The sequence below is a fragment of the Pseudomonas azotoformans genome (genome assembly GCF_001579805.1).
GTDB lineage: Bacteria > Pseudomonadota > Gammaproteobacteria > Pseudomonadales > Pseudomonadaceae > Aquipseudomonas > Aquipseudomonas azotoformans_A.
Window position 1 is genome coordinate 567,160 of record NZ_CP014546.1, and the last position, 20,119, is coordinate 587,278.

Below are 20,119 nucleotides of genomic sequence, written 5' to 3' on the forward strand. Positions count from 1 at the left end.
AGGAAACTCGGCCTTTTGCTGTCATCTACCTCAGAAATCCCAACGCGTCGTGACCATCACATTGCGTGGGTCGCCGTAATACGCCGAGTCATAGAAGCCGATGTTGGTGAAGTACTTTTTGTCGAACACGTTGTTGACGTTAAGCGTGGCCGACAGGTTCTGGGTCAGTTGATAGCGCGCCATCACGTCCACTAGCCAGTATGGGTCCTGGGTGAATTTTTCTGAGCGGCCGCCACCGGGGTAGCCCCAGTTGCGCACGGTTTGCCAGCCCGCGCTCTGCCAGCGTGTGCCACCACCGAGGGTGAGTTTGTCCAGGCGGCCTTGGAGTTTGTAGCTGGTGTATAGGGTGACCTGATCCTCTGGCTCCCAGGTCGCCACCTTTTTGCCGTCGGCATCGCGGGCGATCTTGTGGGTGTAACCGGCTTGCAACTGCCAGCCTGGCGCGAGTTCGCCGGAGATCTCTGCTTCGTAGCCTTTGGTTTTGCTCTCGGTGCCCATGTACGCGTAATCGACGGCGGGCTGCGAGTTCCAGGCGGTATCGGCGATTGGGCGATTGGTCTCGTGCACTTCAAAGTAGGCGAGGCTGGCGTTCAGGCGGCCATCGAAAAATTCGCCCTTGAGGCCTATCTCGTAGTTTTTGCCCTCGTCGGGTTGAAGCATGGTGTTGGTTCGATCGCGGTACTGGGTCTGCGGCTTGAAGATTTCGGTGTAGCTGGCGTAGGCGGTGAAGTTTTCGTTGAGGTCGTACGTCAGGCCGGCGTACGGCACTACCTTGCCGCTTTCTTCGGTGTCGCTGGTGCCGGTGACTTGATAGTTGGCAACCCGCGCGCCCAGCAACAGGTGCAGCGCGTCGGTCAGGCTGAAGCGCCCGGTGACATAGGTGCCGGTCTGGCGGGTGATTTCATCACTGAAGCGGGATGCCTTGCCCCACGCAGGCTCGATAGCCTCGCCGTGCCAGTTGTAGAAATCATAGGAGTTGTCGAAGTAGACGGGGTTACGGTAGTCCTTGCCCTTCCACCGTGAGCTGGAAACGGACTGCCCGATCACCAGTTCATGCTCACGCCCGAACAGCTCGAACGGCCCCGACGCGTACACATCCAGGCTGTCGCTGGTGGTGTCGCCGGTGTATTTGGCCGCATAGATCGAACTCGCCGTCGCAGAATCCTGGGAGATGTAGCCCAGCGGCGCGTCATAGCCGTTGACCTGATGGTTGTACTGGCCTTTGGTGACCCAGCCGTTGTCGAAGCTGTGTTCCAGGGTGGCGAAGACAGTGTGGCTGTATTGTTGCCATGAGCCCCATTTCGGCCCGTTGTTGAACGAGCGCGGCAAGTCGAGTTTGTTGCCGGTGGCGTCGAAGATGGTACGGGTGCCAGTCCAGCTGGAACCTTTGGGGTCGCTGTCCTGGTAGTCGGCGCCCAGGGTCAACAGGGTGTCCGGGGTCAGGTCGACTTCGAGAATGCCGTAGAGCACGCTGGTCTTGCGCGAGTAGTGATCGAGGAACGATTTTTTGTCCTGATAGGCGGCCACTGCTCGACCGCGCACGTTACCGGTGTCGGTCAGGGGGCCGCTGACGTCGACCTGCGAACGGTAGTTATCCCAGGAGCCCGCGCCCAGTTCGATGCTGCTTTTGAACTCGGAGGTCGGCTTCTTGCGGATCAGGTTGATGGTGCCGCCAGGGCCGCCGGCACCGGTCAGCAGGCCGGTAGCGCCCTTCAGCACTTCGACGCGGTCGTAGATCGCCATGTCCGTCATGGTCTGGCCCGCTGAGTATTGGGCATCACGCAGGGTCGGTATGCCGTCGTACTGGAAGTTCTCGATGGAGAAACCGCGCGAGTAATAGTTGGTGCGTTCGGTGTCGTAGGTCGACACGGTGATGCCCGGCGTGTGGCGCATCACGTCGTCGATGGATTTGAGGCCGAAGTCATCCATGACCTGACGGGTGACCACCGAGATCGATTGCGGGGTTTCCCGTGGCGTCAGCACCAGACGCGTGGCCGTGGCGATGGTGCCAGGGGTGTACGAGCCCGTACCTTCGGTGACAGTGCCCAGTTGGTTGGCGCTGACTTGGGTGGTTTGCAATTCCACCTTGCCGTCCTGGGAGACCGGTTTGGCCACCACGCGATAGCCGCCCGGCTCACGTTCTGCCTGTAAATTCGCTGGGGCCAGCAGGCGCTCAAGGCCCTCATCCACAGAGAAACTGCCCTTCAAACCCTTGCTCTGAATACCGGCAGCCAGCGCGGAATCGATACCGATCATCACACCCGCTTGCTGCCCAAACGCCCCCAACACACGGTCAAGACTGCCGGGCGAAATGTCATACGCTTGAGGCTGGGATTGTTCCTGGGCGGGCGCCGCCGTGGCGGCCATGACACTGTGACTGGCGGTTGCCACCGATAAGCCGAGGATAACGGTGCGCAAAGCGCTGACGCGGCTGAGCATAAAGACTGTCCTGTCGTGAAAGGGTTGGGTGGACGCTTTTTTCTGCGTCTTACCCGTCTTGATGCTCGAGACGTAAAAAACTGCCGCGCGATGTAAAAATAATTTCAGGTCAGGCCGGCACGACCGTGGCCAGGTAGCCAAACACCCGCTGCACGCGCACGGGCAACACTTTGGCCAGCAGGTCCAGGCTGGCCTCGGGCTGGTCCAGCGAGAACGAACCCGATACCTGCAAACCCGCCACGGCGGGATCGCAGCGCAGCACGCCGCGACGGTAGCGATCGAGTTGCTCAAGCACCTCGCGCAGTGGCATGCGCTCGGCGATCAACAGGCCTTGGGTCCAGGCGTCGGCGCTGGATGGCACGGCGGCGAGCGGCCCGCCCTGCAGACGGTCGAAACTCAATTGGTGGCCCATGCCGAGCAGGAGGCTGGCGCCGTGCGAAGGTTCGACTAAGGCGCTGCCCGACAGCATCTGCACCTGCGTACCCTGTTGGCGGGGCAGGTCGTGGCTGATGATCATCCGCGACAGCGCCGCCGGGCGTATCCATCCATTAGCCGTCTGGACCGCAGTGCCAGCGCTTGCCCCAGTGCTTAACAACAACCTGCCGAGGTTAAGTGCCAGGTGGGCACCACGGATATCCACAGCGGTGCGGGTATCCAATTGCAACTCGCCGTTATCGGCCAGGCGCAGGTGCCGTCGCTCCCCAGTAGCGGTGTGGTAATCGCTGAACAGCTCCGGCAACAGCACCCGCTCGCGTACGCTCAGACCCAGCGCGGTGACTATGCTTAAGCCAGCAAACCCCTTGAGGACCGTGCGCCGCGACGGAACACTGCGTGCCCGTAGCAACTGTCGGGCATTGGACGCAGGCAGCGCCTGGGTGTTGAGGCGCATATCGCGGCTGAGCCCGGCCAAACGCTGCCAGGCCAGTTCATGTTGCGGGTTCTCGTTGCGCCATTGCTGGCAGGCATGCTGCTCAGCAGCGCCGCAGGTGCCCGATTGCAGGGCGACCATCCAGTTCAAGGCCTGGTCCAGCACGCATTCGTCCAAGGGTTGATCGTTGGCAGACTTGAAGCGGTTCATGCCGCGTACACCGCCAGGTAGCAATGGCGATAGGCTTTGAGCATGGCTTTTTGCACCACATTCACGCTGAGGTTCATGCGTTCGGCGATCTGTGGATAAGTCAGGCCATCCAACTGGGACAGCAGGAAAATCTCGCGCACCTTGCTGCCCAGCCCGTCCAGCACCTGGCCTACTGCATCCAGCGCTTCGAGTACCAGCAAGCGGGTTTCCGGTGAAGGCATGTGCTCGGGTTCCAGGATCGTCAGTGATTGCTCATAGGCGCGCTCCAGCGCCTGACGACGGAAATACTGCCCACACAAACGGCTGGCAACCGTCGTCAGATAAGCACGCGGCTCACGGAAAACCGGCACGGTGCCGCTGCTCAAAATCCGCACGAAGGTATCCTGCGCCAGGTCCAGAGCCTGCTCCTGCCCGCCCAACTTGCGCCGCAGCAACTGCACTACCCAGCTGTGATGCTGGGCATAGAGCTCGCCCACGACCTGATGGGCAGAAGAAGATGAGGCCATCGGTGTGATATCCAGGGGGACGGCTGCGAAAAGTTACACATGATAATACTTCTCATTAGAGACAGGTTAGGAGTTTCTTACTGAGCGTGGCACCTGCCCTCTTGGACTCCCCCGTACTTCCCATTACCCTGCTCTCCTCTATCAGACATCCGGAAGTCCGATACCCGTGTTCAAGCCACTCGCCGTTCTCACCCTCGCCTGCGCTCCTCTGCTTGCCACCGCCGCCGACCTGGCCGGTGTCTGGACGGGCACCTTGGGCAAATCCGCGATTACCGTCTGTTTCAATGGAGCCCACGGCGCCAATGGCAGTTACTACTACCAACGCATTCTCACGCCCATTCAACTGACCCAAGCCAACGCCAGCGAGCCCTGGGTGGAAGAAGGGCAAACCGGTTTCTGGCAGTTGGACGACCCGCAAGGCGATACGTTGACCGGCACCTGGAGCAAAGCCATTGGCGGCAAAAGCCTGGCGCTGATGCTCAAACGCGCGGACACGGACAGTTGTGCCAGCGACACCTATAACAACCCGCTTGAGGCCACGCCGCCTGCGGTGAAGGTCGAGAAGAAGACCTTCGCCGAACACGCCTATCAGGTGAAGACCCAAGGCGGGCAGGTGATCCTGAAACTCGAAGGCGACGGGGAAGCCATCGATAAGATCAACCGGGATCTCGCGCGCATGGCCATCAATCCGGATGGCCAGACCGATTTTTATAGAGAGCGGCGTAACTCACTGGATCAAAGCGGCAGCACCAGCACCAGCGAGATCACGGTGGAACCGTTCTACTGGTCATCGCACTGGATCACCGTGCGTTTCTATCGCTGGTCAGCGGGTTACGGGCGCGGGGGGATCAGTTGGGGCCTGCACAGTTGGAACCTGCAAACCGGTGAAAAGGTCGACCCCTGGACCTGGCTGAGCGGCCATGAGCAATGGGACAGCCCCTATTCCGGCCAGGTCAAACTGCCCGCCACCTTCAGCGCCTGGCTGGCCAAACAAACCACCGTCGACGAAGGGTGCCCGGCCGTGACCAGCTACTCCACCTTCGACTTGAGCTTCAACACCCAGGGCCTGCAACTCTCCACACCCGCCCAAGGCGATGGCTGTGACAACGAACTGAGTTTCACGTGGGAACAATTGGAACCGGTGCTGACGGCCCAAGGCAAAGCTGCTGTGCCCAGCTTGAAAGCACCCTGAGGAAGCATTCAGCCTTACAAAAATCCAACACTCGTTCACGAAATATTCAGAAACGCCCACGGATACTAGCCCATTGCAATGACCGTTCCCCCGGACGGTCCTCCTGCCCTGGTAGCCACACTCCATGACACGTCCTGCTCCCCTGCTGCTCCTGCTTGCTGGTCTGTTGTTCTTCTTTGCCCTGGGCAACCATGAGCTGCAAGGCTCCACCGAAGCCCGCGTCGCCGGGATCGCTATGGCCATGCACCTGGACAATAACTGGGTAGTGCCTCAGTTGTTTCGTGAGCCGTTTCTGGAAAAACCACCTCTGAGCCTGTGGATCGACGCCGGGGCGATTCGCCTGTTCGGCGGCACCACCTGGGCCGTGCGCCTGGCTTCGGCGTTTGCAGGTCTGTTCAGCGTGATGCTGCTTTACACGATGCTGCGCCGGTTCGGACGACCGCAGACGCTGGCGTTCAGCGCGGCCTTGATCCTGGCGACCATGGCCAGTTACTGGAGCAACGCGCGCGGCGTCGGTGAGGACTCGCTGCTCACCCTCGGCGTGACCACTGCGCTGCTGGCGTTCTACCAGGCCGTTCGGCCCGATCGCCAAGGCTCCAGCACCGGCGCATGGGCACTGTTTACTGCCGGGATGGTGATCGCCACCCTCAGCAAAGGCGTACTGGGCCTGGCCATGCCGGGCATTGTGATTTTTGTGTACCTGGCCAGCACCAGCCTGATGGACAAACGCCTGCAGATTGGTGACTGGCTCAAGCCCGCGCTGTTTACCTTGCTGGCGCTGATACCGCTGGTGATCTGGCTGGGGTTCCTGTTCCAGCGCGGTGGTATGCAGGCGGTGGCCGAAGTGTTGCTGACCAACAGTGTCGGCCGTTTCAGCGGCTCGTTTGTCGAGGCTGGGCATTACGAGCCGTTCTACTACTACATCGCCAAGCTGCCCGAGGCGTTCCTGCCGTGGAATATCCTGGTGTACCTGGGCCTGTGGCATTTCCGCAAAAGCCTGGTGCGCAATCGCTACCACCTGTTCTTCAGCGTCTGGCTGGTGGCGCAGTTCACCCTGCTGACCCTGGCGTCGAGCAAACGCACCGTTTACCTGATGGCACTCACCCCCGCCGCCAGCGTCCTGGCCGCAGAATATGCACGGGTGTTGCTGGACTGGCTGAAAACCCACAAACCCGCGCTGCATAAACATCACAGAACCGTGGTGGGCGGCGTTTTCACCCTGGCCGTGGGTTGCTACTTGATCGCCGCCTTATGGTTCGCGCCCAAAGCCGATGTGCGCCAGTCGTTCGTACCGGTGATCAGCCAGGTCCAGGCATTCAGAGACGAAGGTAAGGAAGTGGTGTTGTTCCAGCCCAACGAGCGCATCGCCGGGGCCAGCGTGTTCTATCTGCAGGCCTATTTGCCGATCCTGCAAACCGAAGCCGAGTTGCACCGCTATCTCGGTGCCAAGCCCGGCAACATTGCGTTGCTGGACCATACCAACGACCTGGCCACCCCGGTGAAGGTGATCAGGCAGATGTCGATCAATCGCCAGCCTTACTACTTCGTCGAGCAGTAAGGCTGGCGCGGGGCATCAGTGCTTGGTGAGCTTGTCCAGGTAACCCATGGCAAACGCCGACACCACGAAGGTCATGTGGATGATCACGTACCACATCAGGTGCTGCGGATCGACGTTCTTGGCGTCCATGAAGATACGCAGCAAGTGGATGGACGAAATCGCCACGATGGAGGCCGCCACTTTCATCTTCAACGACGAAGAGTCCATGGTGCCCAGCCAGTTGAGTTTTTCTTTGTTCTCATCGATATCCAACTGCGAGACGAAGTTCTCGTAGCCGGAGATCATCACCATCACCAACAAGCCGCCGACCAGTGCCATGTCGATCAACGACAACAGCAACAGGATCACTTCAGCTTCCAGCATCGTGAAGATATTGGGAATGACGTGAATGATTTCCTGGAAGAACTTCAGCGCCAGGATCAACAAGCCCAAGGACAGCCCGAGATAAATAGGCGCCAGCAGCCAGCGTGAGGCGTACATAGTATTTTCGATGAAGCGTTCCATGGGATCTCACACAGCTTGTTTAAAATGGCGGCGAGTATACCAGCCGCCACAAGACACCTGTAATCGCCGGAAAACTGACCTGTGCGGCATCTGTAAGAGAATTTTTCTGCTAGTGTCGAGCCCAATAACAACTCGGCTCGATGACGTCGGACAGGAAAAACTCAGATGATGGATGTGCGATCCCCTTTGGCCAGTATCGGCCTGTGCGCGGCATTGCTGCTGACTGGCGGCTGCTCCCCCAGCGACGAGCAGAAGCAGACCACCCTCGAAGAGAAAACCGCCAAGTTCGAACAATCCCTCGACAGCATCCAGGACCCCAAGCTGCGGGACGCCGTCGCTGACCTGGGCGGTTCGCTGCTGTTGCTGGAGCGGGCGCGGGTCAAACTCGCCACCAAGCCCATCGAGGCCGAATACGGCGAGGACACCCTGGCCCTGCTCAAGCACTACCCCACACCCCAGGCGCTGGTGGACACCTACATCAATGGCCTGTTCGTGCTGCGCAAGACTTCCCACTCCGACTATCTGACCGACCTACAGCCGGTTTTCCCCTTCAACTTCAACGTCCCCGACCAGTTCCCGTTCCCTCACGGACTGGAATGGCAGTCGGTGACCCTGAGCAACAACAAGGTCATCCCTTTCCAGCCGGAATGGTCGGAAACCGATCCGGGCATCCAACTGAGCCCCAGCAGCTCGAACCTGACCAACCCCGATGACCTGACGGTGACCTACCCGTTCATCGAGGGCATCGAGACGGAAAACAAGAGTCAGCCTCAGCCTGTCAGCCTCAAGGGCACGGTTGAAGTGGTCGCGCCGGGCAAGGTGCTGACCTTTGACCTGTCGAAAAAGGACGTGGGCCACAAGCGCACCGAAGGCAACATCACCCTCAACCTGGTCTTGCTGGAAAAAAACTACGCCGAGATCGAGCTGACCAACAGCCAGCCACTGGCGCCGGAAGTGGGCGACGAATCGCCGAATCCGTTGCTGGTGCAGGCGCGGGACACCACCGGGCAATTTCTCACGCGCTCGGGTTCGATCAACGAAAGCAGCGCCCAGGTCGCGTTCTACGAGAAACAACTGGCCGAGATGCAAAAGCAGAAGGCCTGGTCGGAAGCATTCGAAAAACAGCTGACCGACGAGCAGAAAGCCTTCGAACGCAAGCAGAGCAGCCATTACGCCAAGGTGTACTTCAATGGCGTGATCGATAACCTGCAAGTCAACGTGCTGGATTTCTCCACTGCCACACGTACCCGCAAAGACCTCGACCTACCGGTGCTGCGCTTCGACAAGAACAGCCTGCAGAAAACCGTACAGGCCCTGCCGATGCCGGTCACCGTGTATGACGACAGCGCCGCCAGTTGGCTCAAAGACGCAAGCATGAGCGAAGACCAGCTGAAAAACAGCGTGACCATCAGCCAGTCGGTCGAAGACGCCAGCGCGGCGCACATCGTGTTCGACCATCCGTTCACCTTCAATGACGACCTGGTGGGCAGCGAGCGCAACAGCAGTGAATCACCGGTGACCTTCTTCACCGCCGACGAAAAAGGCGAGCGGGGCGAGCCGATTGAACTGCCAACCGAGGCCTTCGAACTGAACCCGGCGCGTGGCACCCTGACCTATGACCTGAACCTGTTCCCGGAAAACCCGGCCTTTGTGGTGGGCTCGATTCCGCTGTTCCTGGCGACCATCGATAAGAACGAGATTGACGCGAGCAAGCTGCCCAAAGGGCTCGATCTCAAAGACAACGCGCTGATCGTCGACCAGAAGGCCTTCCCCGCCGACAGCTGGCGCTTCTACGCCAAGGACGCCAGCGGCAATTACCTCAAGGAAATCCTCGGCGTCAGCCACCGTGCCGAGGAATACGGCACGGCGATGTTTGACGTGCATTACTTCTACGGCCAGCCGACCACCCTGGAAAGCTACCAGCGCACCGACCTGAGCACCGTGCAATACGGCTTCGAGGTCAAGCTGGACAAGCCCGAGAGCAAATAGCGGTCAGTGCTGGGTGTTACCGTTCAGCGCTCGCAGATGGGCCTGCATGTGCAGGCACCAGATCTGCGGGTCAGCCGCCGTCTCATAGCCGTGCTGCGTCAGGCTGTCGACGATGGACTCCAGCATATTTTCCGCCACGAAGGGCCCTGGAAACGGGCCTTGGGACTTGATGGTGGAAGGCTGTTCACCGGTCATTCCAGCGGCAAACAACAACGTCCACATCCCGTTATCCCCCGCGAGAGGGCGAATGGAACATTCGATACGGGTGACCAGGCCGAAGCACTGGCGGGTGAGGCAAAGGTTGCGCGGCATGGCGGCGACCCTCGGTAGATCGGTGTTCAACCTGCGCCTGGGCGAGGCTGTTTCTATCCCGCGACTCCTGTGGATATCCCTTGAGCACAGAATAGAAGAAAACCACGACAAACCAAGGTTGTAGAGACCAACGGGCGTTGGCCCCCAACCCAAGTCAATTTAATGACGATTTAGCCATCAGGTCGGCTTGGCTTCGGCCAGCGCCTGCTGTGCCAACTCCTTCTCCGCTTCCTTGAGGTCTTCCTCACTGATCATCTCGGCAATCGCGCGCAACCGCTCGACCACGCGCGCGTTCACCGTGCCTTCCGGGAACTGCCCCTCGGCATCCGGCTCACCGGCATCCTCACCCACCAGCAGGCTCAGCGCCTCGTCGGCCTGGCGCACCGCATAGATATGAAACTGCCCGGCGCGCACGGCCTGTAGCACCTTCTCATCGAGCATCAATGTGGCAACGTTGGCCTGGGGAATGATCGCACCCTGCTCGCCGGTCAAACCGCGCGCTTCACACAGGCGGAAGAAACCTTCGATCTTCTCGTTGACCCCGCCCACCGCCTGCACTTCACCAAACTGGTTGATGGAGCCGGTGATGGCAAAGCACTGCTTGAGCGGCGTTTTCGACAACGCCGAGATCAAGGTGCACGCCTCGCCCAGGGACGCACTGTCGCCGTCCACATAGCCGTAGGACTGCTCCAACGCGATACTCGCCGAGATCGCCAGCGGGAATTCCTGGGCATAGCGGCTGCCCAAATAACCCGTGAGAATCATCACACCCTTGGAGTGGATCGGCTGGCCGAGGTTGACCTCACGCTCGATGTCGACAATACCGCTGCCGCCCGGATACACCGTGGCGGAAATCCGCGCCGGTACGCCGAAGGCCGAGTCACCGACTTCCAGCACCGTCAGCCCGTTGCACTTGCCCACCGCCGCACCGGCTGTGTCGATGAGGATGACCCCGGCGAGCATGTCGTCGAGAATCCGCGCCGACACGCGCCCGGTGCGCGTGGCCTTGGCCTTGAGGGCGCGCTCGATATGGCCGGCATCGGTCATCTCGTCGCCCGCCAGGTGGCGAATGAAATCCGCCTCGCTGACCAGCTGGAACAAATCACCAATGCGCGCCGACAAACGCCCTTGGTGCTCTGCCAGCCTCGCGCTGTAAGTGGCTAACCGCGCCACCGCATCCGACGTCAGCGGCGCCATGCCTTCTTCCGAGGTGCGGGTTTTGAGCAACTGGGCAAACTGCTCCAGGCTTTCGTCGACCATCGGGATGTCTTCGTCGAAGTCCACCAATACGCGGAACATCTCCTGGAAATCCGGATCGGCGTCCTGCAACGCGTAGTACAGCTGACGCGAACCGATGATGATCACCTTGACCTGCAACGGAATCATCTGCGGGTTGAGGGTCACGGTGGCCAGTCGGCCCAGTTCGCCCAGCGGTGATTCCATCTTCAGTTTGCGCGACTGCAAGGAACGCTTGAGCGCGTCCCACACAAACGGCTCGCTGAGCATTTTTTCGGCTTCCAGGATCAGGAAGCCGCCGTTGGCACGGTGCAGCGCGCCCGGACGCAACTGGCGATAAGTGGTGTAGAGCGCACCCTGGTCGGTGCTGTATTCGATGCGGCCGAACAGGTTGTCGTAGGTCGGGTGCGGTTCAAACACCACCGGGGCGCCGCCGTTGACCGGATGCCCCACCACCAGGCTTGGGCAATATTGTTCTTCCAGCAGCTTGCGCGCCTGGGCGTCGGTCTTGGCGTCGTCCACCAATTGCTCGACCACGGTCTTGAGCAGGTACACCTGCATGGCTTGCAGGTAACCGCAGACGGCGGCGTTTTCTGCGTACTTTTCCGACAGCGGTGCAAGCAACGGCTGCAGCGCCAGGGTAATGGTTTCTTCGTTGAACTGACGCAGTTGGTTGTTTGACTCACGCTTCCACTGCGGCAGGCTGGCCAGTTCTTCGTTGAGGCGCTCTTCCAGCTCGGAAATGTCGGTGTGGAAACGCTCGCGATCGGCTTCCGGCAACTGCGAGAACTCGGCCTCGTCCAGCGCCTTGCCGTCGAGCATCGGCGTGAAGGCGATGTTGGTGCTGTCACGGTAGAGCGCCACGTCCTTTTCCAGGGCTAGGCGTTCGATCACGTCCAAGGCCTTGTCGTAGCGCTGGTTGAAGGCGCGGTCGATGGCGCTTTTGCGCTGTTGATACGTCGGGTGTTCGAAGACCGCCGGAAAGGTGGCGACGAGGTTGTCGACCAACCCGTTGATGTCGTTGATGAACGCCGCCGCAGCACCGCCTGGTAATTCCAGGGCACGGGGTTCGCGAGGCTCATCGAAATTATTCACATAGACCCAATCCGCCGGGGTCTGCAGGCGCTTGCCTTCGGCTTTCAGGTAGCGTTTGACGAACGAAAAGCGGCCGGTACCCGGCTCGCCCATGACAAACACGTTGTAACCGGGGCGTGGCATGGCCACACCGAACTGCAAGGCTTCAACCGCACGTTCCTGGCCAAGCACACCGCGAAAGGGCTCCAAATCATTGGTGGTCGAGAAGCTGAACTGTTCAGCGGAGAAAGGGCGAGTCAGCGCTTCGGGCGCTAGACGCAAGCTGGCAGCAACAGGATCAGGCATCGGGCTTCCTTACATCAGGCGGGGCAGATGACGGCATTCTGGCTCCCGGTCACGCGCTCTGGCAAGGCGCGCTTTCGGGAAAGCATAGACGTGGGAGATGACCTGCAGAAATATCGCGACATCGCTGATTGTTTTATAAAAATGCACGGAACCCTTGGAACGTGCCTAAACTCCAAACTGCGCGGGTTGGACTAATAACTGGCCCCTAGGGCGCTGCGACGCGCCTGAACCCTTGTCCATTGGTTTGCACACAAAGAGAACAAAGCTATGAAACGGATCCTTCTCGGTACTCTCTTCACCGTCGTCTCCCTCAATGCAATGGCAGAAGCACCAGGTGGCCCGAACTGCGGTTGGGGCAACATGTTGTTCGAAGGCCAGCGCGGCACGCCAGCTCACTTCCTGGCTTCCACCACCAACGGTACTTCGGGTAACGCCACCTTCGGCATGACCTCGGGCACCAACGGTTGCAGCACCAACAGCGCCCTGACCTACGGCGGCAAGTCCTGGATTGCCATGAATGGCATGATGAACGAGCTGTCCGAAGACATGGCCAAGGGTAACGGCGAAGCGCTGACCACCTACGCCGTGGTACTGGGTGTGGCACCGGAAGATCGCGAGCACTTCGCGGCCGTGACCCACGAGCACTTCCAGCAGATCTTCAGCAAGGCTGACGTGACCGCTGACGACGTGCACAACAACACCCTTGCCGTACTGAAAAGCGATGCCCGTCTGGCGAAATACGCAACCCAGGCTTAAGCTCGACCCGCCCGCGCCTACCCAGGCGCGGGCACTATTTTTTGGACCCGCCTCCCCTTTGGGTCTCTTTTATATCCGACTTAAGTTGCCCCTATGCTCAAACGCTTTGCCTGGATGGCACTCTTCGCCTGCGCCCCGCTGTACGCGGCCCCGCACCTTGATGATCAACGTTTGCAGCAATTGGCCAATGATCCGTTCTGGCTTTCGCTTGGCCATTACGAAGCCGGCAAGATCAGTGGCTGGCGCAGTTATGTCAGCGACAAAAAATTCTTCCTCGCAGCCGATGGCGCCCACCACCCGGACGCCGAACTCAAGGCCACCGTTGATGCGCTCTACGCACCGGCCAGCCTGGGTGAAAAACACGCCCAATGCGTTTATCCCGCACGGACCCGCTGGCTCAAGGATCAGTTGCACCTCACTGACCTGCCTGCCGTGGACTGCACAGAATTCAAGCAATGGTTCAAGGACGTCGCCCCCCATAGCGCGGTGATGATCTTCCCGGCGGCCTACCTCAACAGCCCGTCGTCGATGTTCGGCCACACGCTGCTACGCATCGACCAGGCCGACGTGCAAAGTAACAACACTGCCCTGCTCAGCTACGCGATCAACTTCGGCGCCTACATCGAAGGCTCCGACAACAGCATTCTTTACGCCTGGAAAGGCCTGATGGGCGGTTATCCCGGCCTGTTCGCCCTAGTGCCTTATCAGGAAAAGCTGTCGGAGTACCGCAGCCTTGAGAACCGCGACCTGTGGGAATACCGCCTGAACCTCACGCAAGTCGAGACCGAACGCATGGTCGAGCACGTGTGGGAGCTCAAGCAGATCCAGTTCGACTACTTCTTCTTTGACGAAAACTGCTCCTATCGCCTGCTGGAACTGCTGCAAGTGGCGCGTCCCGGCCTGCGTTTGACCGAACAATTTCCGCTCACCGCCATCCCGACCGACACCGTAAAGGCCGTGAAAGACGCAGGTCTGGTAGAGAAGATCGACTACCGTCCTTCCCGTGAACGCGAGTTGCTGGAGCGCGCCAAGCCGCTCGACAGCGACGAGCAGCAATGGGTATTGAAGGTCAGCGACGACCAGAAGCAATTGCAGGACCCCGCCTTCAAGGCCATCGCTAAAGATCGCCAGGCACTGATCATCGACGCCGCCTACCGCCTTGGCCGCTACCGCGCCAACGGCCTGGAGCGCGACACCGCCCGCTCCCAGCGCAGCTTCGAACTGCTGCGCGCGATCAACCAGAACCCGGCGCCCGACCTCAAGATCACCCCGCCCGGCCTGCCGGAAAACGGCCATGAATCACGCACTTGGCAAGCCGGTATCGGCACCCGTGGCGACAAGGCCTTCGGTGAATACGGCCTGCGCATGGCCTACCACGACCTCAACGACAACGCCGAAGGTTTCCCCCTGGGCGCACAGATCGAAATCCTGCAGATGAAACTGCGCCAGTACGAAGGCAACCACTGGCAACTGCAGCAACTGGACCTGGCCACCATCCGCTCCCTGACCCCACGCAACGCCTTGTTGCAACCATGGTCATGGCAAGTCACCGGCGGCCTGGAACGCGTACCGGGCAAACACGACGACGAAACCCTGGTCGCCCACGTCAACGGCGGCGCCGGCGGCACTTGGCAACTGAGCGACGACATGCTCGGCTTCGCCCTCGGCACCGTGCGCGTGGAGCACAACAATGACTTCAACGAAGCAATCTCCCCCGCGGCCGGGTTCAACACCGGCGTACTGTGGAAAAACCCGCTGGGTAACCTGAGCCTGGAAGCCAAGGGTGATTTCTTCACCAATGGCGAAGTGCGCCGTAGCATCAGCCTGAATCAGCAGTGGGAATTATCGCGCAACCTGGGACTGCGCCTGAGCGCACAGCGTGAGTACAGCCACTTGTCGACGCCTGTGAATGAAGTGATGCTTGAGGTGAAGTGGTATCACTACTGACTAAAGCCTGGCCGAGATCAAAATGTGGGAGGGGGCTTGCCCCCGATAGCGGAGTGTCAGAATCAGATGTACTAACTGACACACTGCCATCGGGGGCAAGCCCCCTCCCACACTTGGCGCGCGTCTATTCAGACACTCACCGCAGCCCAACACCTTTCTCACCTCCCTTTCACACCTCCCCGACAATTCTCTATCTAGACTTCTCCCCATCAGCCGTGAAACGGCCAGGGAGTACGCCATGTGGCGGTATGCGGTAATGCTGTGTGCAGTAGCGTGGTTGGCCGGTTGCCAATCGACCCATGAAGATTTGCTGGCCAAAGGTTATCCACCGGCGTTTGCCGATGGTTTTGATGACGGTTGCAGCAGCGGTCGCCAGGCTGCTGGGGTGATCAGCGGGGAGTTTCGCAAGAATGTGCCGCGTTATCTGAAGGACCGTGAATACGCCGAAGGCTGGGAGGACGGTTTCCGTCAGTGCAAGGCCATGCGCGAGAACGAAGAGTTGCGTGACTACAAGGACAACCACTGGGATGACCGCGAGCGCGCCTGGCAACAGGAGAAAAACCGCGACGCCGCCAGGGCCTATCGTTCGCAATAGGTCGTTTCCAGACATCCAGCGAAACTAAAGCGCGGCGACCATGGCCCAAACTCCAGAGAGGGAGAACGTCATGAGCCGAGCTTTTGTAAACGAGGACAACGCTGCCGCCCAGGCTGATCAGCCAGTGGAACGTCAGGTGAGCGAGCAGCCCAATCGCCTGACTGCGCAAGGTTTGGCGCAATTGCAGGCCAAGGTTGCGCAGTTGCAGCACGAATACAGTCTCGAATCTGCCAAGGGCGATAAACAGCGTCAGGCGGACCTTGAGCGGGATCTGCGCTACTTCAACCAGCGGGTGCAAAGCGCCCAGGTGGTCGCGCCGGCCACCTCCACCAACAAGGTGCAGATCGGCAGTTGGGTGACCTTCGCCAATGAGCAGGACGAACAACAACGCATCCAGTTAGTCGGTGAAGACCAGGCTGATGCGGGCGCAGGCTTGATCAACTGGGGTTCGCCCCTGGGCCGCGCCTTGCTGGGTGCCCAGGTCGGCGACGAGGTGCTGTGGCAACGCCCTGTCGGCGATCAGTTGATCGAAGTGCTGCGGATCGAACCCGAGGCTTAGACGATGCCTTGGGCCAGCATCGCGTCGGCGACTTTGACGAAGCCGGCGATGTTCGCGCCTTTCACGTAGTTGATCCGGCCGTTTTCTTCGCCGTAGTGCACGCAGGCATGGTGGATCGACTGCATGATGTTATGCAGCTTGCTGTCTACCTCACCGGCGGTCCACAGCAGGCGCATGGCGTTCTGCGACATTTCCAGGCCACTCACGGCCACGCCGCCGGCATTGGACGCCTTGCCCGGTGCGAACAGAATGCCCGCCTCGATAAAGATATCCACAGCCGCAAGCGTGGTCGGCATGTTGGCGCCTTCGGCCACGCAGACACAGCCGTTGCGCAGCAAGGTGCGGGCGGCGTCGGCATCCAGTTCGTTCTGGGTGGCGCAGGGCAACGCGATGTCGCAAGCCAGTTCCCATGGAGTCTGGCCTTTGCGGAACTCCAGGCCGAAACGCTCGGCCAGTTCGCTGATGCGGCCGCGCTGGACGTTTTTCAGTTCCAGCAGGGCCGACCATTGCTCTTCGGTTAAACCGCTTTCGGCGTAAAGGGTGCCTTCGGAGTCGGACAGGGAAATCACCTTGCCGCCCAGGTCCATGACCTTGCGCGCCGCGTATTGCGCCACGTTGCCCGAACCCGACACCGCCACGCGCTTGCCTTCAACCTTCTGGCCGTTGCGCTTGAGCATTTCCTCGGCGAAGTACACGCAGCCGAAACCGGTGGCTTCAGGGCGGATCAGGCTGCCGCCGTAGGTCATGCCCTTGCCGGTCAGCACGGAGGTGAACTGGTTGCTCAGGCGCTTGTACTGGCCAAACATAAAGCCGATTTCACGGGCGCCGACGCCGATATCGCCGGCCGGCACGTCCACGTCCGCGCCGATGTGGCGATACAGCTCGCTCATAAAGGCCTGGCAGAAGCGCATGACTTCAGCGTCGCTCTTGCCCTTGGGGTCGAAGTCCGAGCCGCCTTTGCCGCCGCCCATGGGCAGCGAGGTCAGGGAGTTCTTGAAGGTCTGCTCGAAGGCGAGGAACTTCAACACGCCCAGGTTCACCGATGGATGGAAGCGCAGGCCGCCTTTGTAAGGGCCGATGGCGCTGTTCATCTGGATGCGGAAACCGCGATTGACCTGGACCTTGCCATGATCATCCACCCACGACACCCGGAAGGTAATCGCGCGTTCCGGCTCGCAGATGCGCTCCAGGATGCCCGAGGTCAGGTAGTGGGGGTTGGCTTCAAGAAACGGCCACAGGCTGCGTAGGACTTCTTCCACAGCCTGGTGGAATTCCGGCTGGTCGGGGTCGCGTTTCTTGAGGCGGGCAAGGAAGGATTCGACGGATTCGATCATGAAAAGTCTCGGCAAATTTTTAGTTGTTAACGGAGATTGAGCCGGACTTTATCAATTCATTCCGCACTGCGACAGGGCAAAATGTCGCCTTTGTGAATTTAAATGGTGCGTTTTATATAACTGTATCCAGTTTAAGGGGTGTTTATGCACCCTTTCAGGGAGCAAACCCGAACCGCGCGCACCATCAAATTCCAGGCAAAAAAAGCGGAGCCCGAAGGCTCCGCTCTTTCAAACCATCGACCCGAATCAGGCCAGTTTTTTGTGACGCACACGGTGCGGCTGGGCAGCAGCGTCGCCCAAGCGCTTTTTACGGTCCGCTTCGTACTCGGTGTAGTTACCTTCGAAGAACACCGCTTGCGAATCGTCTTCGTAAGCCAGGATGTGGGTCGCGACGCGGTCAAGGAACCACCGATCGTGAGAGATCACAATGGCGGCGCCCGGGAAGTCCAGCAGGGCTTCTTCCAGGGAACGCAGGGTTTCAACGTCGAGGTCGTTGGACGGTTCGTCGAGCAGCAGGACGTTGCCGCCCTCTTTCAAGGTCAGGGCCAGGTGCAAGCGACCGCGCTCACCACCGGACAGGTCCTTGACGAACTTCTGCTGGTCGCCGCCCTTGAAGTTGAAACGACCGACGTAGGTACGCGACGGGATTTCATAGTTGCCGATGCGGATCTGGTCGGAACCGTCGGAAATCTGCTGGAACACGGTTTTGCTGCCGTCCAGGTCTTCACGGCTCTGATCAACGCAAGCAAGTTGCACGGTTTCGCCGACTTCGATGGTGCCCGAATCCGGGGTTTCCTTGCCCATCAGCATGCGGAACAGCGTGGATTTACCCGCACCGTTACCACCGATAACGCCGACGATCGCGCCTTTTGGCATGGAGAACGACAGGTTGTCGATCAGCACGCGGTCGCCATAGCCTTTGGAAACGTTCTTGAACTCGATGACCTTGTCACCCAGGCGCGGGCCGGCCGGGATGTAGATCTCGTTGGTTTCCGAACGCTTCTGGAATTCCTGGGATTGCATTTCTTCAAAGCGTTGCAGACGTGCCTTGGATTTGGACTGGCGGGCCTTGGCGCCTTTGCGCACCCACTCCAGTTCTTCCTTCATGGCTTTTTCATGGGCCGATTGCTGCTTGGATTCGGCGGCCAGACGGTCGGACTTGGCTTCCAGCCAACCGGAGTAGTTGCCCTCGTAAGGGATACCGGCGCCACGGTCGAGCTCGAGGATCCAGCCGGCCACGTTGTCCAGGAAGTACCGGTCGTGCGTGATCGCGACCACGGTGCCTGGGAAATCGTGTAGGAAGTGTTCCAGCCAGGCGACGGAATCGGCGTCCAAGTGGTTGGTAGGTTCGTCGAGCAGCAGCATGTCGGGGGCCGACAGCAGCAGGCGGCACAGGGCCACACGACGTTTTTCACCACCGGACAGGTGTTCGACCTTGGCGTCCCACGCCGGCAGGCGCAGTGCATCGGCGGCGACTTCCAGCTGGCGCTCCAGGTTGTGACCATCGCTGGCTTGCAGGATGGCTTCGAGCTTGGCCTGTTCGGCGGCCAGTTTGTCGAAGTCGGCATCTTCTTCAGCGTACGCCGCGTAGACCTCGTCCAGGCGCGCCTGGGCGTTCTTGATCACGCTGACGGCTTCTTCCACCACTTCACGCACGGTCTTGGTCGGGTCCAGGATCGGCTCTTGCGGCAGGTAGCCGATGTTCAGGTCAGGCATCGGGCGGGCTTCGCCTTCGAATTCGGTGTCGACGCCGGCCATGATTTTCAACAAGGTGGATTTACCCGAACCGTTGAGGCCGAGCACGCCGATCTTGGCGCCTGGGAAGAAGGACAGCGAAATGTTTTTCAGGATTTCCCGCTTCGGAGGGACAACTTTGCCCAGCCGATGCATGGTGAAGACGTATTGAGCCAAAATGTGGACCTCATAAAAGTAAGAACAGGCCTACGTAGCGTCATGGCGCTGTACATAGTGTTGCGAATCCTCAAGGTTAACCTAAGTGACCGAGCGTATCGAAGCCTATCTGTTAGATTAGCCGGCCAAAACCCTCAGGGGTTCCAGGAGACACCCTTCATGCTTGGCGTCCTATCCGCACTCGGGCTACTGCTATTAATGCCGGGGCCCACCAACACGCTGCTGCTGCGCTCGGGGTTACTCGTAGGATTCCGGCGCGCCTGGCCGCTGAGCCTGCTGGAATGCCTGGCCTACCTGACGCAGATCTCCTTTTGGGGCTACCTGCTCGGCCATATCGGCAACAACGCGCCCTGGGGCCTGAAGCTCATGCAGTTCGCCTCGGTCTGCTATTTGATCAGGACTTGCTACCTGCTGTGGTGCCATCCCGACGAAACACTCCACACCGAGCCGGAGGCACGGGTCTCCACGCTGAATTTCTTTTTGCTCACGCTGATCAACCCCAAAGGATTACTGATCGTGTCGTTTATCGTCCCGATGCAGACGTTCGCAGACTTAAACCTGTACGTGCATTTCGTCGCGCAGTTCACCGCCGTGGTGATACCGGTGGGCTGTACCTGGGTGCTGCTGGGGGCCCGCATCAAACGCGGCGGATATGCGTGGTTGACGCCGCACACCATCAACCGCACGGCTTCTGTGGTTATCAGCCTGTTCACGCTGGCGATCCTGACGCGGCTGGCGGACAGCCTGATCCATACCAGCGGCGCTCTTTAGTGCCCGCCAGGCGGGGCTGGCACTTTGCCACAAGTCAAGGCATGCTAGCCGC

General features: G+C 60.0%; 16 protein-coding genes. 8 read left to right on the forward strand and 8 right to left on the reverse strand.

The window, feature by feature from the left end:
- Positions 1–30: 30 nt before the first annotated feature.
- The 3 genes from AYR47_RS02650 to AYR47_RS02660 form a co-directional block, all read right to left on the reverse strand.
- On the reverse strand, positions 31–2,439 hold the full coding sequence (locus AYR47_RS02650) for a TonB-dependent siderophore receptor (protein ID WP_061434219.1): 2,409 nt from the start codon (positions 2,437–2,439) through the stop codon (positions 31–33).
- A gap of 109 nt (positions 2,440–2,548) precedes the next feature.
- Entirely contained in the window at positions 2,549–3,517 is a 969-nt protein-coding gene (locus AYR47_RS02655) for a DUF4880 domain-containing protein (RefSeq protein WP_061434221.1), read from the reverse strand.
- The gene (locus tag AYR47_RS02660) at positions 3,514–4,023 is read right to left on the reverse strand and encodes a sigma-70 family RNA polymerase sigma factor (protein ID WP_061434224.1); all 510 of its coding nucleotides are present in this window, start codon (positions 4,021–4,023) and stop codon (positions 3,514–3,516) included. The genes AYR47_RS02655 and AYR47_RS02660 overlap by 4 nt, the downstream gene beginning before the upstream one ends.
- A 166-nt stretch (positions 4,024–4,189) precedes the next feature.
- On the opposite strand from AYR47_RS02660, the gene AYR47_RS02665 reads away from it, so the two are divergent.
- Both AYR47_RS02665 and AYR47_RS02670 read left to right on the forward strand, forming a co-directional pair.
- On the forward strand, positions 4,190–5,215 hold the full coding sequence (locus AYR47_RS02665) for a hypothetical protein (protein ID WP_061434226.1): 1,026 nt from the start codon (positions 4,190–4,192) through the stop codon (positions 5,213–5,215).
- Positions 5,216–5,339: 124 nt separating this feature from the next.
- Positions 5,340–6,773 carry an ArnT family glycosyltransferase gene (locus AYR47_RS02670; RefSeq protein ID WP_061434228.1) on the forward strand — a complete coding sequence of 478 codons (1,434 nt, stop codon included), beginning with the start codon at positions 5,340–5,342 and terminating at the stop codon, positions 6,771–6,773.
- A gap of 15 nt (positions 6,774–6,788) precedes the next feature.
- Here the strand turns inward: AYR47_RS02670 and AYR47_RS02675 are convergent, their stop codons facing one another.
- A complete protein-coding gene (locus tag AYR47_RS02675; protein WP_005791582.1) occupies positions 6,789–7,277 on the reverse strand; it encodes a TIGR00645 family protein in 489 nt (162 codons plus the stop codon).
- A gap of 165 nt (positions 7,278–7,442) precedes the next feature.
- On the opposite strand from AYR47_RS02675, the gene AYR47_RS02680 reads away from it, so the two are divergent.
- Positions 7,443–9,266 carry a hypothetical protein gene (locus AYR47_RS02680; protein WP_082781464.1) on the forward strand — a complete coding sequence of 608 codons (1,824 nt, stop codon included), beginning with the start codon at positions 7,443–7,445 and terminating at the stop codon, positions 9,264–9,266.
- A gap of 3 nt (positions 9,267–9,269) precedes the next feature.
- On the opposite strand, the gene AYR47_RS02685 is transcribed toward AYR47_RS02680, so the two are convergent.
- Together AYR47_RS02685 and AYR47_RS02690 are read right to left on the reverse strand one after the other, a co-directional pair.
- Entirely contained in the window at positions 9,270–9,578 is a 309-nt protein-coding gene (locus AYR47_RS02685) for a PA4575 family protein (protein WP_033901571.1), read from the reverse strand.
- A gap of 177 nt (positions 9,579–9,755) precedes the next feature.
- The gene (locus AYR47_RS02690) at positions 9,756–12,194 is read right to left on the reverse strand and encodes a Lon protease family protein (RefSeq protein WP_010206665.1); all 2,439 of its coding nucleotides are present in this window, start codon (positions 12,192–12,194) and stop codon (positions 9,756–9,758) included.
- Positions 12,195–12,461: 267 nt separating this feature from the next.
- Between AYR47_RS02690 and AYR47_RS02695 the strand changes: the two genes are divergently transcribed.
- From AYR47_RS02695 to AYR47_RS02710, 4 genes are all read left to right on the forward strand, one after another.
- Positions 12,462–12,950 carry a DUF3015 domain-containing protein gene (locus AYR47_RS02695; RefSeq protein ID WP_016973832.1) on the forward strand — a complete coding sequence of 163 codons (489 nt, stop codon included), beginning with the start codon at positions 12,462–12,464 and terminating at the stop codon, positions 12,948–12,950.
- Between the two features lie 93 nt (positions 12,951–13,043).
- A complete protein-coding gene (locus AYR47_RS02700) occupies positions 13,044–14,897 on the forward strand; it encodes an Lnb N-terminal periplasmic domain-containing protein (protein ID WP_061434230.1) in 1,854 nt (617 codons plus the stop codon).
- A 238-nt stretch (positions 14,898–15,135) separates the two neighbouring features.
- Positions 15,136–15,492, forward strand: a complete 357-nt coding sequence (locus AYR47_RS02705; RefSeq protein WP_033901569.1) for a hypothetical protein — start codon at positions 15,136–15,138, stop codon at positions 15,490–15,492.
- Between the two features lie 70 nt (positions 15,493–15,562).
- Complete coding sequence (locus tag AYR47_RS02710) at positions 15,563–16,051, forward strand: GreA/GreB family elongation factor (RefSeq protein ID WP_038847624.1); 489 nt, start codon at positions 15,563–15,565, stop codon at positions 16,049–16,051.
- Here AYR47_RS02710 and gdhA read toward each other — a convergent pair.
- Both gdhA and ettA read right to left on the reverse strand, forming a co-directional pair.
- Complete coding sequence (gene gdhA, locus AYR47_RS02715; RefSeq protein ID WP_061434232.1) at positions 16,048–17,385, reverse strand: NADP-specific glutamate dehydrogenase; 1,338 nt, start codon at positions 17,383–17,385, stop codon at positions 16,048–16,050. The genes AYR47_RS02710 and gdhA overlap by 4 nt on opposite strands.
- 246 nt (positions 17,386–17,631) lie before the next feature.
- Complete coding sequence (ettA, locus tag AYR47_RS02720) at positions 17,632–19,296, reverse strand: energy-dependent translational throttle protein EttA (protein ID WP_033901566.1); 1,665 nt, start codon at positions 19,294–19,296, stop codon at positions 17,632–17,634.
- 159 nt (positions 19,297–19,455) lie between these two features.
- On the opposite strand from ettA, the gene AYR47_RS02725 reads away from it, so the two are divergent.
- Positions 19,456–20,067 carry a LysE family translocator gene (locus tag AYR47_RS02725; RefSeq protein ID WP_061434234.1) on the forward strand — a complete coding sequence of 204 codons (612 nt, stop codon included), beginning with the start codon at positions 19,456–19,458 and terminating at the stop codon, positions 20,065–20,067.
- Positions 20,068–20,119: the final 52 nt, after the last annotated feature.

Excerpts from the sequence above, each read along its gene's own strand:
- AYR47_RS02650 (WP_061434219.1), bottom strand. The coding sequence starts at position 2,439 with ATGCTCAGCCGCGTCAGCGCTTTGCGCACCGTTATCCTCGGCTTATCG.
- AYR47_RS02655 (WP_061434221.1), bottom strand. The coding sequence starts at position 3,517 with ATGAACCGCTTCAAGTCTGCCAACGATCAACCCTTGGACGAATGCGTG.
- AYR47_RS02660 (WP_061434224.1), bottom strand. The coding sequence starts at position 4,023 with ATGGCCTCATCTTCTTCTGCCCATCAGGTCGTGGGCGAGCTCTATGCC.
- AYR47_RS02670 (WP_061434228.1), top strand. The coding sequence starts at position 5,340 with ATGACACGTCCTGCTCCCCTGCTGCTCCTGCTTGCTGGTCTGTTGTTC.
- AYR47_RS02675 (WP_005791582.1), bottom strand. The coding sequence starts at position 7,277 with ATGGAACGCTTCATCGAAAATACTATGTACGCCTCACGCTGGCTGCTG.
- AYR47_RS02680 (WP_082781464.1), top strand. The coding sequence starts at position 7,443 with ATGATGGATGTGCGATCCCCTTTGGCCAGTATCGGCCTGTGCGCGGCA.
- AYR47_RS02685 (WP_033901571.1), bottom strand. The coding sequence starts at position 9,578 with ATGCCGCGCAACCTTTGCCTCACCCGCCAGTGCTTCGGCCTGGTCACC.
- AYR47_RS02690 (WP_010206665.1), bottom strand. The coding sequence starts at position 12,194 with ATGCCTGATCCTGTTGCTGCCAGCTTGCGTCTAGCGCCCGAAGCGCTG.
- AYR47_RS02695 (WP_016973832.1), top strand. The coding sequence starts at position 12,462 with ATGAAACGGATCCTTCTCGGTACTCTCTTCACCGTCGTCTCCCTCAAT.
- AYR47_RS02700 (WP_061434230.1), top strand. The coding sequence starts at position 13,044 with ATGCTCAAACGCTTTGCCTGGATGGCACTCTTCGCCTGCGCCCCGCTG.
- AYR47_RS02705 (WP_033901569.1), top strand. The coding sequence starts at position 15,136 with ATGTGGCGGTATGCGGTAATGCTGTGTGCAGTAGCGTGGTTGGCCGGT.
- AYR47_RS02710 (WP_038847624.1), top strand. The coding sequence starts at position 15,563 with ATGAGCCGAGCTTTTGTAAACGAGGACAACGCTGCCGCCCAGGCTGAT.
- gdhA (WP_061434232.1), bottom strand. The coding sequence starts at position 17,385 with ATGATCGAATCCGTCGAATCCTTCCTTGCCCGCCTCAAGAAACGCGAC.
- AYR47_RS02725 (WP_061434234.1), top strand. The coding sequence starts at position 19,456 with ATGCTTGGCGTCCTATCCGCACTCGGGCTACTGCTATTAATGCCGGGG.